Raw genomic sequence first — 20,966 nt, 5'->3', positions numbered from 1 at the left:
ATTGTTAAAAATAGTTAAGCATGCTAATTCTCCCTTTTGTTACACTTAATTTTGCGGTGTTCATTAATTAAAAATGTCAAAACAGCATCGATATTTACTAGGGTTAATTACGTTAGCGGGTGTGGTAACAATTGTGTTCCAGTGTTTTTGGTTGTATGGAAGCTATAGAAATGAGAAAGCCAACTTCGTTGCTTATGCCGAAAGATTGCTCTTCGAAAGTATGCAGGAAGTACGCGAATTACAGTTTCGAGCAACCTATCCAGAAGCTTACGATACCTTTAAAGAAGGAAACTTTCCGGTCGCTCGGCAGCTATTTTATCACCGTGCTAAGGAAAAAGGTCAACTTGCAACTGTCGATGTAAGAAAAATGCCAAGCCGTCAAATTGGATCAAAAAATATAGGCGACAACGATTCTGTACATATTCAGGCCTTTCCGGCAGCTTTCATGCCTATAGACTTCCACGCTTTGCAAAAGAGATATAAAGAAAAACTAGATCCCGGTTTACAGGGCGTATTCTTTCTAGATACCCTTCACATGGGTGGTGAGCGGTTCTCTAAAACAATTGTGTCTGGCCTGAATATAAAATCAGTAACACCGGTTGAGCCAGTAGGCGGCAGCACATCAATGCGTCCTATATTAGGTGCTACCATACGCAGTGAACCAGCAGAACCGCTGCCAGTACGTGGCCATCGCTTTGGTTTACCTTTTGGTAAACCAAACCAAAAAGTGATGATCAATTTTCCAATACAGGCAACCACCATGATGCTCGATCCGTCTAAAGACCTCTTTTTATCCCTGTATCTTAAAACGCCTACCTGGTGGATCTTTAAGCACTTAGCATGGGCCTTACTTTCGTCGTTCTTACTTACAAGCCTAACGATTGGTTGTCTGGTGTATTTGCTTTACACCATTTTTAAACAAAAGAAGCTGGCCGACATTAAAAATGATTTTGTAAATAACATGACACATGAGCTGAAAACACCCTTAGCTACAGTACTAGCGGCAACTGAGACCTTGCAGCAATTTAAATTGAAAGACAATAGGCAAAAGGTTGATTTATACCTTCAAATGACACATAGATCGGCTACCCACCTTACCAATCTCATCGATCAAATTTTACACCTAGCGGTTGGAGAAAAAAAGGGGATGCATTTACAAGCAGAGCCGGTAAGTATCAATGAGTTGCTACAGCAATTAGTGGAAACGCATCAACTTATTAACCAACACCAGATAAGCTTTTCAAGAGAGGGTGGGACGCCCTTTATAAATATTGATAAAATGCATATTGCCAATGCCGTCAATAATCTATTGGATAATGCCATTAAGTATACCATCGGTTCGATCAATATCCAAGTAGTTAGTAAAATGGTAGACAATCAATGGATGCTCAGTATTGCTGATAACGGTATTGGGATCGCTTCTTCTGATGTAAAACATATTTTTCAGCCTTTTTACAGGGTTCCGACTGGTAATACGCATCGAGTAAAAGGTTTTGGTTTAGGTTTACATTATGTAAAGCAAGTGATAGCCGGACATAAAGGCCGAATTGAAGTTGAAAGTTCACCGGGTAAAGGAAGCACCTTTACTATTTATTTACCTATAAACATATGATACCACTCTTATTAATTGAAGATGAGAAAGATCTAGGCCTGATAATTGCCGATAACCTCCGCTCTGCTGAGTATGAGGTAAGTCACTATCTTGACGGTCATGAAGGATTGATAGCTTTCTTTAAAAAAAAACCAGCTATTGTCATCTTAGATGTGATGCTACCAGGCTTAGACGGCTTTAAGGTTGCTCAAAAGATCAGAGAGAGTGATCTGGAAACCCCTATATTGTTTTTAACTGCCAGAACACATACGGAAGACGTCGTAAATGCTTTCGAGTTAGGTGCAAATGATTATCTACGCAAACCATTTAGTTTAGAAGAATTAAAAGTTCGGATAAACGCGCTCGTTCATCGCAGTCAATGGCAAAGCAATAAAAGATTCTTATATATTGGTGAATATGTATTAGACAGTATGCGTCAGCACTTGAAGCATAAAGAAGATGAGATTAATTTATCCTTTAGAGAGTGTGAGCTCATTAAGATGCTATATGAAAATAAAAATAAGGTAATGAGCCGACAGGATATTATACAAGCCGTGTGGCCACATGATCGGTTTTTTACCGGTAGAAGCCTGGATGTATTCATTAGCAGAATCAGAACCTACCTCCAGCACGATAAATCGATCTCCATCATAAACATTCGCGCAGTCGGATATAAAATGATTATTTAACAAGCACTCACTAATTCCATTGATCCAACAATTTTTTAAAGGATTCTTTGTACAGATCACCAACCGGAATTTCAACCTGCCCAATATGCACACTATTTCGTCCTAAGGCATCGATTTTGTTAATAGCTACGATAAAGGAACGATGGATACGTAAAAAATCAATCTCAGGAAGGCGTTCTTCAATACTTTTCAAGGTTGTTAAAGAGATAGTGGCCTGCTCTTTTCCATATAGATGAATCTTTACATAATCTTTAATAGATTCTATATAAGCAATTTCATCTAAATCGATTCGAACCAATTTGTAATCTGATTTTACAACTAAATAACGTTCTTTATCATTTTTTTCCTGATTGGAAGTGGGGTCCTCTTGCGACTCAAAATAGCTTTTTCCTTTATTAGCTGCTTGTAAAAATTCACTGTAATTAAATGGTTTCAATAAATAATAGAGCGCATCAACCTGGTAGCCTTCAATAGCAAATTGATTAAACGCAGTAGTAAAAATAATCCGGCATTTATTTTTCTTAGGTGATGAGGTAAGCAGTTTTGAAAATTCCATACCCGTTAACTCAGGCATATAGATATCTAAAAATATCAATTGAACAGGAAGCTTGTCCAAAGCGGCCAAAGCTTCCACAGCGCTTCCATAAGAACCTAACAGGTTCAAAAATGGTGTCTTCTCGATAAAGCTGGTAATTAACCCCAGCGCCAAAGGCTCATCATCAACAGCAATGCAATTCAGGATCATGATAACTTAAGGGTTAAATCTACTTGGTAAATCGTATCATTTGCTACTTTAGTAATTAGTAAACGATGTCTATCCGGGTACAACAAATTAAGCCTTCTTTTTGTGTTTTGCAAGCCGATACCACTCCCTTCTAAAGAACTATTAGTCGTTTCCTGAAAAGTATTGCTTACCGTGAGATGTAATGTCTGTTGTTCTATCTGGACGTCAATTATTATTTCACTGGGTTTTGTTACACTGATACCGTGTTTAAAAGCGTTTTCCACAAATGGCAAAAGGAGCATGGGTGCTATTTTTAAGTCGTGCGATAGCACAGGTTCATTGTAGATTACCTTATTATTCGCCCGCAATCTAAGTTTCATTAACTCAATATGGTCCTTAAGAAATTTCAATTCCTGTATTAAGCTCGTTTCATTTTGTGCCGTTTCATAAAGCAGGTAACGCATCATCCTCGACAATTTATGCAAAGCTTCCCGAGAAAGCTCAACATCAGAAAAGGATAAAGCATAAATGTTGTTAAGCGTATTGAAGAAAAAATGTGGATTGATCTGTGCTTTTAAAAAGGAAAGTTCCGATGCTATCTGCTGCTTCTGCAATTCATCTTTTAAGCGGGCATCCAGCTGCCATTGCCGTACGGCAGCTATCGTTGTGCTAATACCCAATACTAATAAGCTGAACATGAATGTAAACCCATCAAGGAGCTCATCATGCCGCGGGGGGCGTTGCCTCAACTTGGCCATTACTAGCTGAAAATCCAGCCATTTGTCTAGCCAAAAAGCAAGAAACTGGCCAAATAAAAGGGCAATAAATAACCATAAAAGAAAAAGTATTCGTTTATTTTTAAAAAGAAGCTTAGGCGTAAAAAAAAGGGAGTTACTGTAAAAAATCAGCACCAATAACAGGATGATACAACTATGTTTTATCCAAAATGCTGTAGGCAATTTAATACCCCAGCTAAGTGGTGGGTAAAACAGTAAAACAAAGCCAAACAGGCCCCATAGCAATATATGTGTAAAAATAATTCCTAATGTTCTTCTGTTTATCTTACCCATTACGCCGTGTTTTGATTTACAATGTTAAGGGATATTCCAAACGCTGTAAAGATTAACCGATAGAAAGTTCGCTTTCCTCGATGAAATGAGTAAAATATACTTCGAATCACCTTTTTAAGAAATAAAATGTATTTAGCTAATTTCGTCTGTAAAATAGTACTTTCTATCGAGCTTCCATTCCTATCAATCTAGAAAGCTTTTTTATATCCCGCAAAGCATGTCTTTTTGTGTCGTTTACAACACATACGAATATGTCTATTAACTTGTTAAAATATGTTAGCTTCTTAGGCCTCTGGTTCTACGCTCTTTCTTCAAATGCACAAGATACGCAAACAAGCGCAAAATGGTGGTCGTTAAAGGAATGTTTGGTCTATGCACAGCAAAATAATATCACCCTTAATAACTTACGCTTGGCAAAACAAAGTGCCGATCAGAACCTTATTAGTGCCAAAGCCGCTGTATTACCCGATTTAAATGCCTCGGCCTCCCAAAATGCTACTCACTATGGTCTTGCGCAAGGCGAAACCAGCAAGGCAATTAACCTGAACGGGAGCGCTGGACTAAATTCATCTGTAACCCTTTTTAATGGTGGGACGCTAAAAGCCGGTATCCTTCAATCCCAATTGGGCACAGAAATAGCCAATTTGGACATTGCTGAAGCCGGGAATAACCTGTATTTACAGATTATCCAAGCCTATACCAATATCTTACTAGACAAGGAAACTATTCGTTATGCACAGGATTTGGTGCAGACTTCGCAAGCACAAACCGATCAAATGAGGCAACAGTATAAAGTTGGGGCAGTAGCACAAAAAGACCTGATCCAACTGCAGGCGCAACTAGCCTCTGATCAGTATACGCTAACCAGCGCGGAAAATGCCGAGAGGCAAGACAAAATAACCTTGAAGCAACTTTTACAGCTTCCCATTGATAATAGCTTCGATATCGCTAAAGCGGACACCTCTTTTACCCTGACAGCCATCCCATCTCTCCATGAAGTGGTTCAGGAAGCAATAGCAAAACGTCCGGAGGTAAAGAACAGTATACTGAGTATCGAAAGTAGCAAGCTCGATCTAAAGAAGGCAAAAGCCGGATACCTGCCTGTTATATCGTTAAACGGTGGTATAGGTACAAGCTATAGCAACAATACCGGTATTGGCACTTTTAGGCAACTCGACAATAATTTCTATCAGCAGATAGGTATCACTGCAACGATTCCACTGTTCAGCAGAAAAGTTAACCAAACAAACGTAGCAAAATCCAATATAGCCATTAAACAGGCTGAACTTGATCTATTAAATACAAAGACGTTGCTTTCACAAACCGTGGAACAAGCTTACATCAATACACAAAACACTTATAGCCAATACGATGCCTCCTCCGAGCAACTTAATTACAACAAAGAGGCTTACCGCATTGCCGGTGAAGAATTACGGGTAGGATCGGCCAATACAGTCGAATATATACAACAAAAAAATCTATACATACAAGCACTACAGGCTTATACACAGGCGAAATATAGCGCCATGCTCTCGTTGAACGTATTTAATTTTTATAAAGGTGATTTTCTGGAAAACCAGCCTTAGAAGCTATATAAAGCATAAACATTTAATCTCTTGAATATTACTTATGAACCGCAAAAAAATAATTATCATTGGCCTATCAGCGTTGGTCGTTCTTGCTCTACTTTATTTCTTCTTCGGTAGAAAAAAAGAAGAAGCGGTAGCCTTCGAAACTACCATACCCGAAAAGGGCCACATCGCTGCCATCATTACTTCTACCGGAACGATTCAACCAGTGGATACCGTTGCAGTAGGTACACAAGTCTCTGGCATTATTGCAAGTATTTACACCGATTACAATGCACAGGTAAAAAAAGGCCAACTATTGGCCGAATTGGACCCTACATTGATGCAGGCCACTGTCGATCAGATTAAAGGTCAGCTCACCCAATCGCAAAGCAATTTAAATTATCAACAGATTAATTACGGCCGACAAAAAGAATTATTTCAGGTAGGTGCAATAAGCAAGGCTGCTTATGATCTGGCAACAAATTCATACGAAACTGCCCAAGCGAGTGTAAATAGTATTAAAGCCCAACTAAGATCGGCACAACAAAATTTATCCTTCACGAAAATATACTCACCCATGGATGGAGTGGTATTAAACAGAAGTGTCAGCGTAGGACAAACGGTAGCAGCTAGTTTCAATACGCCTACCTTATTTAGCCTAGCAAAAGATATTACGAAAATGCAAGTACAGGCTAAGGTAGATGAAGCAGATATTGGTGACGTGCAGAAAGGTGATCGAGTAACTTTCACTGTGGACGCTTATATTGATCAAACATTCGAAGGCAAAGTGGCTGAAATACGCTTGCAGCCTAGCACTTCTAACAATGTAGTAACCTACACCACTATTATTGAGACGAGCAACGCAGATATGAAATTAAAACCTGGTATGACCGCTACCGTTACTATTTATACGAAAGAGGCTGATGATGCGTTAACCGTCCCTGTCAGTGCTTTAAAGCTCTCCATCGAACCAGGTCAGCTCAAACCACCTTATCAACTGGTTCAGAATAGAGTGGATGACACTGTGCAAAACGAAGTATGGGTGTTGAAAGGAAATCAGGTTATTAAGCGACCGGTGAAGATTGGGATAAACGACAATACAAAGGTACAGATAATAGGCGGTGTAGGAGTGGGGGATAGCGTTATTACTGCTATCCTAAGTACAAAGGAGACGACAACCCAAAATATGGGGTCAAATCCATTCTTACCGACACCAAGGAGACGAAGATAATGGCAGAAATACTAAATATTACAGATTTAAAACGCGAGTTTCTTGTTGGATCTCAGGTAGTGCGCGCCTTAAAAGGAGTAGACTTCACTGTCAACACCGGCGAATTCTTAACCATCATGGGAAGTAGCGGTTCGGGTAAGTCTACCATGTTAAATATTTTAGGCTGTTTAGATAAAGCTACAGCGGGTGATTATCTTTTAGATGGGGTTAATGTTAGAAGCCTGAGTAAGGATGAATTAGCTAAATTGAGAAACAAAAAAATAGGTTTTGTTTTTCAGGCATACAATTTACTGCCCCGAACTTCAGCTTTGGAAAATGTGGAATTGCCTTTGCTTTATCAACCGGGTATTTCGCATAAGGAGCGGCAGGAACGCGCTATGCATGCGTTGGAAATGGTTAAGTTAGAAGATCGCCATGACCATACCCCAAGTCAGCTTTCGGGTGGCCAACAGCAACGTGTAGCCATTGCAAGAGCCTTGGTAAACGAACCGGTAATGATTCTCGCAGATGAAGCAACGGGAAATCTAGACACAAGAACTTCTTATGAAATCATGACCCTCATGCAGGAACTAAATCAAGAACAAAAGAAAACCATTGTGTTTGTTACCCACGAGCCGGATATCGCATCTTTTAGCAGTAGAACCATCATGCTGAGAGATGGAAAAATTCAACGGGATACACCAAATGCGGATGTGCGTTCTGCTAAAGATGCGTTGGCTGCCTTACCAAAAAATGATGATTATTGACCGCTAAACGATAAAAGCACACATAGGCTTCTCCAATAGGTTTGCCTAACAATACATATACTTCATGAACTACGTCAATTTATTACGCATTGCGCTTCGAGCCATTCAAAGAAATAAGTTAAGAGCATTTCTTACCATGCTGGGCATTATCATAGGTGTGGCTGCGGTAATTACCATGATGTCTATCGGCGAAGGCTCTAAACAGAGTATTCAAAGTACGTTTTCAAGTATGGGTTCCAATATGATTACTGTAATGCCGTACAACAATAGCCCGATGCCTGGAGGGGTGCGCTTAGGGGCATCTAGCGTACAGTCGCTTACGCTCAATGATGTCAACAAAATCAGGCAGGAAGTTACCGAGATCAATATGCTCTCTCCTGGAGTATCCAGTAGCGGATAGGCTATCCGGGGAGCCAATAACTGGCCCACATCTCTACAAGGCGTTTCCGCTGATTACCTCCAAATTCGTCAGTTAAGCATTAAAGAAGGATCAAATTTTACCGACGAACAGGTAAAAGCTTCTGCAAAGGTGTGCTTGGTAGGCCAAACGGTGGTCGACAATTTATTTAAAGAGCATGAAGATCCAATTGGCCAAATTATCCGTTTCGGAAAAATACCCTTTCAAATTATCGGCGTATTAAACGCTAAAGGTCAAAATACCTTTGGACAAGATCAGGATGATATTATCATCGCACCTTATACAACCGTTATGAAGCGGATACTGGCAACCACTTATTTACATAACATCTATGCCGCCACCCCGACAGAGGCCTTATCGAATCAGGCGATGGAACATATTACCTCCGTGCTACGAGCAAATCATCGTATCCGGGAAGGTACGGAGAACGATTTTGAGGTACGTACAATGGCAGAATTGATTCAAATGCTTAGCTCTACCAGCGGCATGATGACGTCTCTATTAACGGCAGTAGCCGGCATTTCGCTCCTTATTGGCGGTATAGGAATCATGAATATTATGTATGTATCTGTCACAGAACGCACCCGAGAAATCGGATTACGTTTGTCAATTGGTGCGCGTGGTAAAGATATTTTATGGCAGTTTCTAACTGAGGCAGTGGTAATCAGTATGACAGGTGGTATTTTAGGAGCCATACTCGGGATTATCGCTTCGCTGACCATATCGAGCCTCGTTCATTGGCCTATTGTGATATCAGAATCATCTATTATCATCTCGTTTATAGTTTGTGTTATCACAGGCGTCTTTTTTGGCTACTATCCTGCGGTTAAAGCAGCAGCTTTAGATCCTATTGAAGCACTTAGATATGAGTGATGAAATTTAGGTGAATAGTCGAGTTGTTGAATGGTTAAGCGTTCATGTAGTGATGAATGATGAACTATGAATGATGAACTATCGTTAGTTTGTACTTTAAAGAATAAAGAGAAGAAATGGGAATAAATCGTGCGATATATCTTTGGATAAAAAGCTCCATCTGCTGCCCTAACTTTAGATGAATTATAGGTAGAACCTAACATTCATATTAAGGACAGCAGATCTATTGAGTTAAAGCCAGAGAGTATTTAGGGTAGAACCCATTATCACGATGTTAGCCACTCAATACGGAGCATAAAACAAAAAGTTTATGCAAGTATATGGAATAGATTTATCAAAGGAAAAGTTCGATGTAAACTTTCTTGATGCAACCGGAAAAGAAAAGCACAGAACAGTGAAGAATGAGCTGTCAGCGATATGGAGATTTCTCAGTGAGATACCGTTGGGATCGATTCTTTGTGCAGAGCATACGGGGACATATGGGGATCTATTGGTGTTCCTGTGTAATCAATATGGGGTTTCCATAGCCCTTGTTCCGGGCTATACGGTCAGGCACAGTCTTGGTGTGGTAAAGGGGAAATCAGATCCGATCGATGCGGCACGGTTACGGGAATATGGGGAACGGTTTAACGATAAGCTGTCGTTCAGGGAATATCAAGGTGAGCATATGTCGGAACTGAGGCAGCTTTATTCACTTCGTTCGCAGCTGGTCAAAGCGCGCAAGGAGCTCCGGACAGGGGCCCATGCAAGGGATCAGCTGCCGATGCAGAGTGTATCGGTCAACCTAATCCTAAAAACAGCTCTGGAAGCTCTTGATGATCAGGTGGACCAGGTTGAAAAGGAGATGTCGAAGATCATTATGAACGAGAGTGAGCTTGTCGAGAATTACTCGCTATCGGTATCTGTATTGGGCGTTGGTCCTGTCATCGCAACTGATATGATCATCAGGACGGGGAACTTTAAAGTGATCGATACGGCCAGAAAGGCGGCCTCCTATGCAGGGGTATGTCCGTTTCCCAATAGCTCGGGCAATATGGTGGGAAAGTCCAGGACAAGTCCTTTTGCTGACAGAACACTCAAAACGCTGCTGTATATGGGGGCAAAAGCAGCGGTTAAACACAACAAGGAATACCAGTTGTATTACCGGAAAAAGCAGCAGGAAGGAAAACCCCATTTTCTGATAATGAACAATGTTATGAATAAACTATTAAGGACGATTTACAGTGTGGTAAAAAATAAGACGCCATACTCAAGAGATTATATATGTCTGGATCCCAGGGAGAGAGAAAATGTAAACAGCTCCGAAAAAAATGTGGCCTGAAAACTTGCAATTTAATAGAGTATATGAATGAATGAATAGCTTGATGCTCACAACTCGTAACTGGCAACTCACAACTAATGTAAATGATTGCAGCAACAACTGCAAGAGTAGAGATGTTCCAATACCTCGTCATATTGAGCGAAATGAAATGGAGTCGAAATATCTCCAATCGCATCATAAGGATGAGACCCCTCGGCTACGCTCGGGGTGACGAGCTATAAAGGGTATTCATGGACTCAACGAACTCACAACCCACAACCAAATGATCTTGATACTGATAACGAATAACTAATAACGAATAACCAACAACTAATAACAAATAACGAATAACTAACAACTAACAACTAACAACTAACAACTAATACAAAAAAGCCTGAATTTCTTCAGGCTTATATGTAGTTAATTTCATAGGTAGCTTTTAGTAATGATATTACTTGTTTTTAATAGCAGTAACGTCATTACGAATCTCTTGGGCAAGATTCTTTAGATCCTGCATAGCCTTACGTACACGAGTACCAGCAGCAGCATTTCCTTTGTTGTAGAATTTGTCAGCATCGCCCTCTACAGAAGCAATCAGCTCTTTTAATTTTCCAAATTTGTCCATTGTAATTAAAATTTTAATTTAAGTGATAATCTAAAGACAAGAAAACCTTGCCCTATCTTTATGGCCATTTAAACTACATTTTTCGTACCAAAGCCTGTAAAAAACGCACAAATATTGGATAAATGTGGAAAACAAGGGGCAATCTGAATAAAATTATGCTGATTTGTGCCCTAAATGTTAAGAACACGGGCTTTGCCTGCTTAACGTGTCTGTTTTAGTATATTATCAAATTCATCACATTGTAGCTTTTTAAAGACGTTTTACCACTTACAGGAGGCTTATAAGTAAAAGAACATTATTGAATTAAAACACCTTGCTCCTCGAAAAGAGCTGCTGTTTTTTCATCAATTGCATCATCAGTTAAAATCACGTCAATTGCATTGACAGAGCAGACAACAAACGGTTCCGCTGTGCCCACTTTATTAATAGTTGATAATGCAATTACCCTCTTCGCATTTGCCACAATGTTTTTCTTAATAATGCAATCTTCATAATCTCTTGTGGTAATACCATATTCAAGGTCAATACTGCATATACCGAGAAAAGAAATATCTGCTTTAATAGTTCGAATGGCATCTATTGTTTCTGAACCGAAAGTTGTAAACGCCTTTTTATTCAAACGTCCACCAATAAAGATAACTTCGGCAGAGGGGTAGTCTTCTAATATATTTACCACAGGAAAGCTATTTGTCACTACTGTAATTTGTATATCTTTTCGCAATGCAGCTGCCACTGCTAAAGTGGAGGTACCACCATCAAAAAAAACTACTTGCCCATCTTCCACAAAACGGACAGCCTTCTGAGCAATAATTTCTTTTTGAGTCACTTGTAAATTTTCTCGCTCCCTGTAATGATGGGGGACAGGTGAATGCGCGATAGCGCCCCCTCTCACTGCTTTAATGATTCCTAAATCCGCAAGTTCTTTAATATCCCTTCTAACCGTATCCTCAGAAACGTTTAACAATTCACTTAGTTCCTTTAATTGGGCAGATTGCTTATTCGCAATATGCTTTGTTAGTAGTTGTTGTCGCTCGGCCTTAATCATATACTTGCAATTTAATGCAAAAATAATGAAAATAAATTGCAATAAATAGCAAAATATAGTATTTTTGTTGCAACATATAGCATTAATATTAAATATGAAGAAAAAATCAATAGCCATAGATATGGATGGTGTACTTGCAGATACCGAAGTACAATATTTAAATTACTACGAGCAGCAGTTTGGGACGCGTTTAACAAAAGAAATATTTCACAATGTTGCCGAAGCAGAGGCTTTACCTGACGGGTCTATATATAAATTTTTATTTACGCCAGGTTTTTTTAGAACAATCCCAGTTATGGACGGCGCAGTAGACGCTGTAAAAACCTTACAGCAAGACTATGATATATATATTGTATCTGCCGCTATGGAATTCCCTTTATCGTTATTTGAGAAGAAGGAGTGGTTGGAAGAGCATTTTCCTTTTATTCAGTGGAATAATATCATCTTTTGCGGCAACAAAAGTATTATAGACACTGATTATATGATTGATGATTATTGTAAGAATTTAGATTTTTGTAAAGGTAAACCGATTCTGTTTTCTGCAGGTCACAATGCGAGTATTACGCATCATGTTCGAGTTAACAATTGGAAAGAGGTAGAAACGTTGTTCGCTGAAGAACGCTCTTTAGCGAGACAATAAGTTCTTATCGATCAAATGCTGAAAAGGACATTTATGACATCTTCAATGCATATATTCCCTTATGGAAAATATTGCAGTTTGATCTGATCGCCATTAATGGTTGCAATAAGCTTCCTTCTAATGTAACCATTCTATAATCAAACAGGCGTCTAACTAATAACGAATAACGAATAACTAATAACGAATAACTAATAACGAACAACCAATAACGAACAACGAATAACCAATAACCAATAACGAATAACGAATAACTAAAACGCTACTCCTGTACCCACAAATATGCCAAAATCACCTTTACTTGTTAAGCCAAAGTCAACCCGACTATCTAACCTGAATTTCGGAACAAGTTGTTGTCTAAAACCAACTCCATAAAAAGCTTTTATCGAAGCAGCATAATCCTTAAAAAAGTTCTTAGCATCATCTCCCAAACCAGCGAATACGGCATAACCGAAACGTGGGTCTACTTCCGAAAAGTAGGATCTATATTCCGCCTGCACGCTATAAACCTGATCGGCTATATATAGGTTTCTCCAAACACCCCGAAAGGCTTTGTCAGCTGTCATGTAAGGTAATTGGTAAAAAGGGACATCACCACCCCAAGTTCCATTAAACATTGCCTGAACAGCTAATACATCTCCTTTTATTAGCCAGTTCACCGGGAAATATTTACGGTAATCGAATTTTATTTCATGGTATTGATAGTCGCTTATAAGGTCTTTATTAAATCGGTAATAGTTAATCTCCAGCCAACTTCCTTTGCTGGGAAAAATAATATTATCTCTTTTATCCATGCGTAGCACAGGCCCAATACCAAACAACCACCCGCCAGCGCCACCGTTAAAAGCTAACATAGGGTCTCGTTCGAAGCTAAGCTTACTGTCTTTCCTAAGTTTATATCCTAAACCTATAAAAAAACGGTCCGACAATATTCTACTGACAGAGCCATCTAACACAATATTATCTGAAACATATGCCGTTTTATGTTCCCTTTCACTTTCTTTGCCAACCCCGAAAAAGTAATTCTTATTATTATTTGTAAAAGATAGTGTGTTTGCAAAATACCATTTATGCTTATAGTATGCTTCCATGGAACCACCAATAGATAATTGTTTACCATTAAACCCATAAGAAACTGCAGGTACAAAAACAGTTGGTTGTGAAAACTTAGAAGAATCGTTACTTTTTGGATACCAAATCATTGTCGTGGCAGCGCCTAAGATTAATCCAGTTTCTCTGGTGTAACCCAGAATAGGCTTCGGCAAAATTTTAAATCTACTTTCTTTATTCTTTTCAAAATAAGGAGCCTCGACCAACGATGCCTCTTCTTGGAGAAGCGAAAGCGAATGCCATTCATTGTCTTGTTTTAGCAATAGTTCATTTTTCTCGTTAAAAGATGGCCGTAAATAAATCTGATCAAACTTGCTTGTAAGCTTTTTCTGATCTACATTCCAAACATATAAATTTCCAATTTCATCTAAACTCAACAGGTGATCACCAAACCTATCATAGCTCAGCCAAACAACTTTTGCCTGATCCGCTTTTACTTCTTCCAATACTTCATCTGAAAGATTTCTTATCTGTATAATATTTCCATCTGTTACGCTAGCGAGTTCTTGTTTACGAGGATTAAAAACCAACAGTCGTTGCTTTTCTTTCTGCCAATTAACTTCTTTCTTTTCAAATGAATGATAATCCAAAAGCTGAATAAGCCGATTATTGCTAAAACCTATTGTCTGGCCATCACTGCTTATGCCTACTGAATTGATATCGGAAGCAATGTTTCTTGTGTGAATAGGTTCCCATGTATGTATACTATACCTACTTAATTTTTGCTTAAAAACACTGGGAGAATGTACTAAAAGAACCTCTTCCGCTGATGGATTAAACACCGCAAAAACGGATCTAAAGGGGAGATCTACAATTTGTTTTATACTTGCTTGGTCTACCGAATAAACCGTTGTCCGACTATCATTACCTGAACTAATGCAAAATTTCCCATCAGGGGAGAATAAAAGTAAACCGCCTAACCCTCTCTTGGGTAATGTGAATTCGCTTATGATGACCTTGTTATGTGTGTTCTGGAAAAGTAAACGATCAGGTAATTCATTTACAGAGATAGGGAATATTGGATTGATAACTTCTTGAAGCGCTGCTGATTGCTGCCCATTTACCACTAAAATATTAAAAAAGAAAAGAAACAAATAAAAAAGCCGTTTTAGCATATAAAATATTTAAAAAACTCCGTTCAAAATGGAAACGCTGTTTAAACCTGTATTTACAAAAAAATTAAAAATCAAAAAATTTTATGCAATACACATCGCAGAGATATAATAAAAGAACAGTCTCCAATAATGCTGCTAAAATAAGAGATGATTTATATAGAAAGAAATCCATTACACCAACAGCCATTTTATTTACCGATTTTTTCTATAAACAATACCTTTAATAAAACCGAGATAGTGGCTTGAATGTTTTATTTCTGTATATCCTGAATTTTTAAAATACTTTTCCATATTCACCAATTTATCTGCTTCCACATCGCAGATATAACGAAAGAATTTATACATGATTGCTAGTAACCACCTTTTCCAACTACTATCTTTACGGGGATCCACATAAAAATCGGTGTATAGCCAATTACCGGCAGAGCGAAGCTGCTTATTTAACAGGTTAAACACTTTATCCGCTTTTTCTTCAAGAAAATTATCAAAAAGAAAAGCGGTTATAATGACATCAAATGAATTTATCGACCGGAAATCTTCTATCGCCGTTCGAAAAAAAAACACGTTATTTTTTTTATAATCTCTTTTTTTTGATCTATTTAGCATTTTTTCGGAGATCTCTACATAATCGATAACCAAACCTTCATGGTGTAGCTTAGCTAGTTCTTCCAGTATCCAACCAGAACCACCGCCAACGATTAGTATAGTGCTATTGGCCTTAATATATTTTAAGATCTCAACCTGTGCTTTTACTTGTGTTTTTAAAAAAAACAGTCTACTCAAGAAATCGTACAAGTTCGCAATATTGTCGTAATTATTCTTCACACTAAACCGTTATTAACAAAATACATTGCTGTAATACCACAAATAGCTTTCACCAATAGCAGTCCATCAATAACGATGAGATAATACAAAATATTTTGCCGTTTATGCATAGAGTAGGCAACCAGCAATGATAGGGCGAAAGGTAAGATATTTATGAGTAAAGGGACAACACCAAAATGGCGATAGTTAACAAAAACAATCATCGAAAATATGCCAATTAGTAGTAATGGTATCAGTATTTGAAAAATTGTATTCCGTAAACCAAATCTAACCACAAAGGTTTTCAACTGTTTGTTAGCGTCTTCTGCATAATCTTTAATATCAAACATAATAGCATTTACCGTGCAAAACATAAAAGTTTTAATGAATAGCCACGAAATCAAAAAAGGATCAGCAAATGCAACATTATGTTCAATTCTGAGCATTATAAGTGGAAATAGGTTGACACAGCTCGCCCAAACAAAACCAATAACAAAGGCCTTAAGCAGACCTGTATTACGAATATTTAATGGAAGAAATGATTTAGGAAGTAAACCGTAATATAAAATTCCTGCCAGCACAACAATAACTATAACGCCCCAATACAGCAGCGGTAAACGCAAAAGGTGGTGGATATTTCTAAAAGTGAGGTATGCAATTAAAATAAAACTGATACCAACTGAAAACGTTAAATTTAGTCGTACAAATTTATAGTGTTGTGCATACCACAATGTTCGAGGATTGTGCTGTTTATTGCTTACTGCCACATTTATATAGGCGTAGGTATAGTAAGCCATCGTGGCAAAAAACAAAAGAAGGTAGTAAGCTGTACTATTAAAAGGCGCACTCAGTTGCACTGCCGTTTCGAAAGAAAGCGCAACAGCTAAGATGCCGACGAAGATATTTCCAAAAAAAATAAACTTAATAAAGTTATCGATCATTGCTGCTTTGAACAAATAATTCCAGTGAAAATACAGATTTTATAATGAAGTACGCGAGGTATTCTTCTAACTTTTATTTATTATTTTTATCTTTTCATCTAGAAAAAAATGAAAACACTCTTAGTACTTACAGATTTTTCGCAAGCCGCAACCCATGCTGCCAAATATGCGGCTTTGTTTGCTAAACAATTGAACGCAGAGAGAATTCTTTTATTCAACAAGTTACAAGTTATTACAACTATTCCAAGTTCTCCTTTAGTATTAACTAAAACACTTACGGCAAAAGATGAAGCACTAAATAACTTGAAACAACTTGCCAATGAACTAAAATTTCTGAAAGCCACCAACACAGAGCTTATGTATATGGCTAAAGAAGGACATCTTGATGATTTAACAAATGAACTTATCGGTAAATATCAAGTAGATTTTGTGGTGATGGGCTTGACAGGTAAAAGTAAATTGGAACAAACGTTAATCGGTAGCAACACCTTACAGGTGGCTAAAACTGTTTCAAAACCACTCTTAATAGTACCCGAATTATCTAAATTAACACCCATCTCTAAAATAGCCACCGTGCTTGATCTATTAGATCTAAAACAAGCAAATGTCGTTAACAATGTATTAAAAACCCTACTTGACGAAAAAGATATCGAACTGCATGTGATGAGCCAGGAGCATGATAATATTCCGCCTGATAGTCTCCACAACCATAATTTTCAGGCTGTAAAAGAAAAACTTTCTATCTACAAGCCATCATACTATACCATCAGCGGGATAGATTTTGTTTTTGAAGTCTTAAGTTTCACTAAAGAACACCGTATATCGCTTTTGGTGCACATAGAGAAAAAAAGAAATTTTTTTGAAAATCTTTTTATGACGGATGTAACAGAAAAAATAGCCTATATCTCCCATATCCCGCTATTACTTGTTAAACAACCCCATTAATTATCCATTCTTATTTCCGCTCATCATTAAAAATTATTCCTACACATAGGGGTGAAGAAGTTATTGCTTGTCATAAATATTGAATAACGGGAAGAGATACTCCTTAAATTAATTTATTTTTGACTTCATACGGCTTACATGCAATTAAATATTATGCAAAGCGATACGGCAACGCTCAGTATGTTACAGCAAGGAAATGAAGAGGTGTTTGAATCTGTCTTTAAGCAGCACTTCAACAACTTACATGCCTATGCTTTTACCATCTTAAAAGATGCTGTAAGTGCAGAAGAAGTAGTACAGTCGCTCTTTTTAAAACTATGGGAAAAAAAAGATGTATTAACTATCCAAACGTCTTTGAAGTCCTATTTATATCGAGCTACTTATAATGATTGTATGAATATTCTTAAGCATTTACAGGTAAGACAGCGGCATCAAGATCATGTATCTTATTTTCATGATCGAACCTCTGAAAATGCCAGTAGCAGATTACAAGAAAACGAGTTAAAAAACGAGTTACAAAAGGCAATCAATTTACTTCCCGAAAAATGTAGAACTATTTTTCAGATGAGTCGATTTGAAGAATTGAAATATCAGGAGATAGCAGATCAACTGGATATTTCTATAAAAACAGTGGAAAATCAAATGGGAAAAGCCCTTAAAATATTAAGACACGCACTGGCTGATTATTTACCGCTATTGGTTTATTGTTTACTTAAATTATTTCTCGGGCAATGAAAGATGAACTATTAATAAAATTCCTTCTCAAGGAAACATCTTCTGAGGAAGAGGCATACGTAAAAGAATGGATTGCTGTAGATAGCAATAACAAGAAAAAATTTGAAGCGTTTAAACTTATATGGGATACCAGCGAGCAGATAGCGTTAGAAAACTCCATTGATGAAAACGTCGCATGGCAGCGTTTCAAGCTTCTACGGGATAAAGAAACAGGTCAAGCTCCCTCTCCATATTCCGAAGAGGAGCCTATAGCAAAAGTTGAAAAACTTGATCCGCAATATATCAGAAAACCGTTTAGATGGATGAATATAGCGGCTTCTATCGTAATCGGATTGTCACTATTAACAGGTATATATTTATATTGGATCGCCCCATCGCACCCTTATTTCAGTAGCATCGAATTTGCCTCAGGTGAGGAGGCGTCTAATTATACCTTACCCGACGGAAGTACTATAACATTAAATAAACATTCAAAGGTGCGCTACAGCGAACCACTATTTGCTCAAAAAAGAACGGTAAAAATGAGTGGCGAGGTGTTTTTTGATGTACAAAAAGACCCCAACAAACATTTTGAGGTTACGGCCAATGATGTGACAGTAAGAGTTCTTGGTACATCCTTTAACGTAAAAAGTAATGATAAAACGACAGAAGTGATTGTTGAAACCGGATTAGTACAATTAAGTCGTAATGATGTGCTGATTAAGCTGGCGCCGGACGAAAAAGCCATCGCTAGAGTTGACGCCAGTGGTTTTGAGCAAAAAGAACAGACCGATAAACTTTACGACTACTATAGAAGCAAGGTGTTTAAATTAGACGGAACCCCGCTATGGAGATTTGTGGAAGTACTTAACGATGTTTATAAAGCGAAAATAGTTATTGAAAATTCGGCTATTGCTAGTTTACCATTAACTACTACCTTTGACAATGATTCGCTACCCGGTATATTAAACACGCTCAATAAGACCTTGCATTTGCGAACAGAGAGAAATGGAAATACAATAACGATAAAAAGATAAAAGCACATTGAACATATCAGGCGCGCACTTTCGTAAGAACCTGCTATTAACCACTTTATTGGTAATAGCAGGTTTCACTGTTTTCGGTCAAAATTACCTTCAAAAACCCGTAAAATTGCAGGCAAAAGGGGTGAAACTGGGTGAGGTGTTAAAAGATATTGGCGAACAGGGCGGGTTTTACTTTTCCTATAGTAGTGGCATTATTCCGTCAGATAGTTTAATCACACTTCAATCTTATAACGGCGATGTAAAAGGTGCGCTTCAAATCTTGCTGGGTGATGGTTATGAATACCAGCAGAGTCCGAATCACTTAATCATCAGACCTGCACCTTTTAAGCTTACCCTGATGCCAGAAGAAATTGGAGAGGGTAGAAAGGTCTATACCATCCGTGGTTTTGTAATAGATGAAAAAACCGGCAAGGGAATTCAAAATGCTAGCGTATATGAAAAGCGACTGCTTGTAGGGACTATGACCGATAGAAAGGGGCATTTTAAATTGAAGCTAAAGAGTAAAGACAGTCATCCTGTTACCATTACGGTAAGCAAGGAACTTTATAAAGATACGACTACTGTTTTCCTACCGACTGTAGAGTTAGGGAAAAATGAAGGTAAAAGTAGAAATTATGGCTACATGGGAGGGGAAGGGGAAAATGTGTCAGGCACTGCTTTTGCGCGACTCTTTTTAAGCTCCAAACAGAAATTAAATGCCTTGAATCTAGGTAATTTTTTTGCCTATACCCCTGTACAGGTTTCGCTTACACCTGGCTTGAGTTCGCATGGTATGATGAGTGGACAGGTCGTCAATAAGTTTTCGTACAATCTTTTAGGCGGTTACTCCGCAGGTGTAGATGGCGTGGAGTTTGCCGGTTTATTTAATATCGACCGGTATGATGTGCGGTATATACAGCTGGCAGGTCTTATAAATATGGTAGGCGGAACGATGTCTGGCATTCAGCTGGCGGGTATTCATAATACGGTATTAGATAGCTTACGAGGCATTCAAGCAGCAGGAATCTTTAATTTAGTGAGAAAGCAGGTAGATGGCCTGCAACTTGCGGGCATAGCGAATGCATCCGACAGTCTGAATGGAATGCAAACAGCGGGCATTTATAATCACAACAAAGGAGTAGTGAAAGGAATGCAGCTGGCTGGAATAGCCAATTATGCACAAGAGGTTCGTGGTGCACAAATGTCAGGCTTAATGAATAAAACAAAAGTCAATAGTGGTTTTCAGTTTGCTTTAATAAATATGGCCGATAGCTCAACTGGATTGAGCTTGGGAATAATAAACCTGATCGGGAATGGTATTAAACGTTTCAGTATTTCTACAAACGAAGTTTTCTATGCAAACTTAAGCTTCAGAAGTGGCACACCTAAATTTTATAGTATCCTCACAGCAAACTTTGGTACCTGGCATGGAGAAAATGTTTTTGGCTGTGGCTTTGGTCTCGGCCATGAATTTAACGCTGCAAAAAGGAAAAACTATTTTGCTGCTGAGCTGCTATCGCAGGAGATTTTATCATCAGATTTCGACGAGAACAATAACTGGATAAAGGCAAATGTCCTTTATAATTACGCTATCAGTAAAAAAACAAAACTTTATATAGGTCCCAGCATAAATTTCAGGAACCTCTCCTTTACAGAAAATAGTAAAGTGCCCATCGCCATCCCTTCCAATAGCTACCCCTTTTTAGTAGATAATAAATCGTCTAAGTTGTGGGTAGGACTCGAATTGGGTATTTCTTTTTTTTAAGTATTTTTCATGGGGGTGAACCTCTCT

General features: G+C 38.2%; 19 protein-coding genes and 1 pseudogene. 13 read left to right on the top strand and 7 right to left on the bottom strand.

From position 1 onward, the window contains the following. Positions 1–73 precede the first annotated feature (73 nt). Both BMY50_RS02755 and BMY50_RS02750 read left to right on the top strand, forming a co-directional pair. The gene (locus BMY50_RS02755) at positions 74–1,612 is read left to right on the top strand and encodes a sensor histidine kinase (protein ID WP_093318025.1); all 1,539 of its coding nucleotides are present in this window, start codon (positions 74–76) and stop codon (positions 1,610–1,612) included. After that, complete coding sequence (locus tag BMY50_RS02750; RefSeq protein WP_093318024.1) at positions 1,609–2,280, top strand: response regulator transcription factor; 672 nt, start codon at positions 1,609–1,611, stop codon at positions 2,278–2,280. The genes BMY50_RS02755 and BMY50_RS02750 overlap by 4 nt, the downstream gene beginning before the upstream one ends. 10 nt (positions 2,281–2,290) lie before the next feature. Here BMY50_RS02750 and BMY50_RS02745 read toward each other — a convergent pair whose 3' ends face one another. Next, positions 2,291–3,025, bottom strand: a complete 735-nt coding sequence (locus tag BMY50_RS02745) for a LytR/AlgR family response regulator transcription factor (protein WP_093318023.1) — start codon at positions 3,023–3,025, stop codon at positions 2,291–2,293. Continuing rightward, positions 3,022–4,074 carry a sensor histidine kinase gene (locus BMY50_RS02740; protein ID WP_093318000.1) on the bottom strand — a complete coding sequence of 351 codons (1,053 nt, stop codon included), beginning with the start codon at positions 4,072–4,074 and terminating at the stop codon, positions 3,022–3,024. The genes BMY50_RS02745 and BMY50_RS02740 overlap by 4 nt, the downstream gene beginning before the upstream one ends. A 251-nt stretch (positions 4,075–4,325) precedes the next feature. Between BMY50_RS02740 and BMY50_RS02735 the strand changes: the two genes are divergently transcribed. From BMY50_RS02735 to BMY50_RS02715, 6 genes and pseudogenes are all read left to right on the top strand, one after another. After that, on the top strand, positions 4,326–5,660 hold the full coding sequence (locus BMY50_RS02735) for a TolC family protein (protein ID WP_093317997.1): 1,335 nt from the start codon (positions 4,326–4,328) through the stop codon (positions 5,658–5,660). Positions 5,661–5,703: 43 nt separating this feature from the next. Then, complete coding sequence (locus BMY50_RS02730) at positions 5,704–6,876, top strand: efflux RND transporter periplasmic adaptor subunit (RefSeq protein WP_093317995.1); 1,173 nt, start codon at positions 5,704–5,706, stop codon at positions 6,874–6,876. Then, positions 6,876–7,622 carry an ABC transporter ATP-binding protein gene (locus BMY50_RS02725; RefSeq protein ID WP_093317993.1) on the top strand — a complete coding sequence of 249 codons (747 nt, stop codon included), beginning with the start codon at positions 6,876–6,878 and terminating at the stop codon, positions 7,620–7,622. Before BMY50_RS02730 ends, BMY50_RS02725 begins: the two co-directional genes overlap by 1 nt. A gap of 64 nt (positions 7,623–7,686) precedes the next feature. After that, positions 7,687–8,415 (top strand): annotated as a pseudogene (locus BMY50_RS28400) (ABC transporter permease); the annotation flags it as partial. Then, the gene (locus BMY50_RS28665; RefSeq protein ID WP_317040828.1) at positions 8,410–8,913 is read left to right on the top strand and encodes an ABC transporter permease; all 504 of its coding nucleotides are present in this window, start codon (positions 8,410–8,412) and stop codon (positions 8,911–8,913) included. The pseudogene BMY50_RS28400 and the gene BMY50_RS28665, both read left to right, overlap by 6 nt. Before the next feature lie 310 nt (positions 8,914–9,223). Further along, a complete protein-coding gene (locus BMY50_RS02715; RefSeq protein WP_093317990.1) occupies positions 9,224–10,234 on the top strand; it encodes an IS110 family RNA-guided transposase in 1,011 nt (336 codons plus the stop codon). Between the two features lie 430 nt (positions 10,235–10,664). On the opposite strand, the gene BMY50_RS02710 is transcribed toward BMY50_RS02715, so the two are convergent. Together BMY50_RS02710 and BMY50_RS02705 are read right to left on the bottom strand one after the other, a co-directional pair. Then, a complete protein-coding gene (locus BMY50_RS02710) occupies positions 10,665–10,838 on the bottom strand; it encodes a histone H1 (RefSeq protein WP_093317974.1) in 174 nt (57 codons plus the stop codon). Between the two features lie 295 nt (positions 10,839–11,133). After that, a complete protein-coding gene (locus BMY50_RS02705) occupies positions 11,134–11,883 on the bottom strand; it encodes a DeoR/GlpR family DNA-binding transcription regulator (RefSeq protein ID WP_093323509.1) in 750 nt (249 codons plus the stop codon). A gap of 94 nt (positions 11,884–11,977) precedes the next feature. Here BMY50_RS02705 and BMY50_RS02700 point away from each other — a divergent pair, with 94 nt between their 5' ends. Beyond that, positions 11,978–12,523, top strand: a complete 546-nt coding sequence (locus BMY50_RS02700) for a 5' nucleotidase, NT5C type (protein ID WP_093317964.1) — start codon at positions 11,978–11,980, stop codon at positions 12,521–12,523. A gap of 251 nt (positions 12,524–12,774) precedes the next feature. Here the strand turns inward: BMY50_RS02700 and BMY50_RS02695 are convergent, their stop codons facing one another. The 3 genes from BMY50_RS02695 to BMY50_RS02685 form a co-directional block, all read right to left on the bottom strand. Beyond that, positions 12,775–14,745, bottom strand: a complete 1,971-nt coding sequence (locus BMY50_RS02695) for a BamA/TamA family outer membrane protein (protein WP_093317963.1) — start codon at positions 14,743–14,745, stop codon at positions 12,775–12,777. 192 nt (positions 14,746–14,937) lie between these two features. Beyond that, positions 14,938–15,570 carry a class I SAM-dependent methyltransferase gene (locus BMY50_RS02690; protein ID WP_093317962.1) on the bottom strand — a complete coding sequence of 211 codons (633 nt, stop codon included), beginning with the start codon at positions 15,568–15,570 and terminating at the stop codon, positions 14,938–14,940. Beyond that, positions 15,567–16,490, bottom strand: a complete 924-nt coding sequence (locus tag BMY50_RS02685) for a UbiA prenyltransferase family protein (protein WP_093317956.1) — start codon at positions 16,488–16,490, stop codon at positions 15,567–15,569. Before BMY50_RS02685 ends, BMY50_RS02690 begins: the two co-directional genes overlap by 4 nt. Positions 16,491–16,598: 108 nt before the next feature. Here BMY50_RS02685 and BMY50_RS02680 point away from each other — a divergent pair, with 108 nt between their 5' ends. The 4 genes from BMY50_RS02680 to BMY50_RS02665 all read left to right on the top strand — a co-directional run bounded on the left by BMY50_RS02680 (position 16,599) and on the right by BMY50_RS02665 (position 20,939). After that, the gene (locus tag BMY50_RS02680) at positions 16,599–17,435 is read left to right on the top strand and encodes a universal stress protein (protein ID WP_093317952.1); all 837 of its coding nucleotides are present in this window, start codon (positions 16,599–16,601) and stop codon (positions 17,433–17,435) included. Positions 17,436–17,588: 153 nt separating this feature from the next. After that, positions 17,589–18,170 (top strand): RNA polymerase sigma-70 factor, encoded by a 582-nt coding sequence (locus BMY50_RS02675; RefSeq protein ID WP_093323506.1) that lies wholly within the window; start codon positions 17,589–17,591, stop codon positions 18,168–18,170. Next, a complete protein-coding gene (locus BMY50_RS02670; RefSeq protein WP_093317949.1) occupies positions 18,167–19,186 on the top strand; it encodes a FecR family protein in 1,020 nt (339 codons plus the stop codon). Before BMY50_RS02675 ends, BMY50_RS02670 begins: the two co-directional genes overlap by 4 nt. 7 nt (positions 19,187–19,193) lie before the next feature. Then, entirely contained in the window at positions 19,194–20,939 is a 1,746-nt protein-coding gene (locus BMY50_RS02665; RefSeq protein WP_139202171.1) for a carboxypeptidase-like regulatory domain-containing protein, read from the top strand. Positions 20,940–20,966: the final 27 nt, after the last annotated feature.

It is taken from the genome of Olivibacter domesticus (genome assembly GCF_900109575.1).
GTDB lineage: Bacteria > Bacteroidota > Bacteroidia > Sphingobacteriales > Sphingobacteriaceae > Olivibacter > Olivibacter domesticus.
The sequence above is the reverse complement of the archived record's forward strand: the minus strand, read 5'-3'. Positions and strand labels throughout refer to the sequence as shown.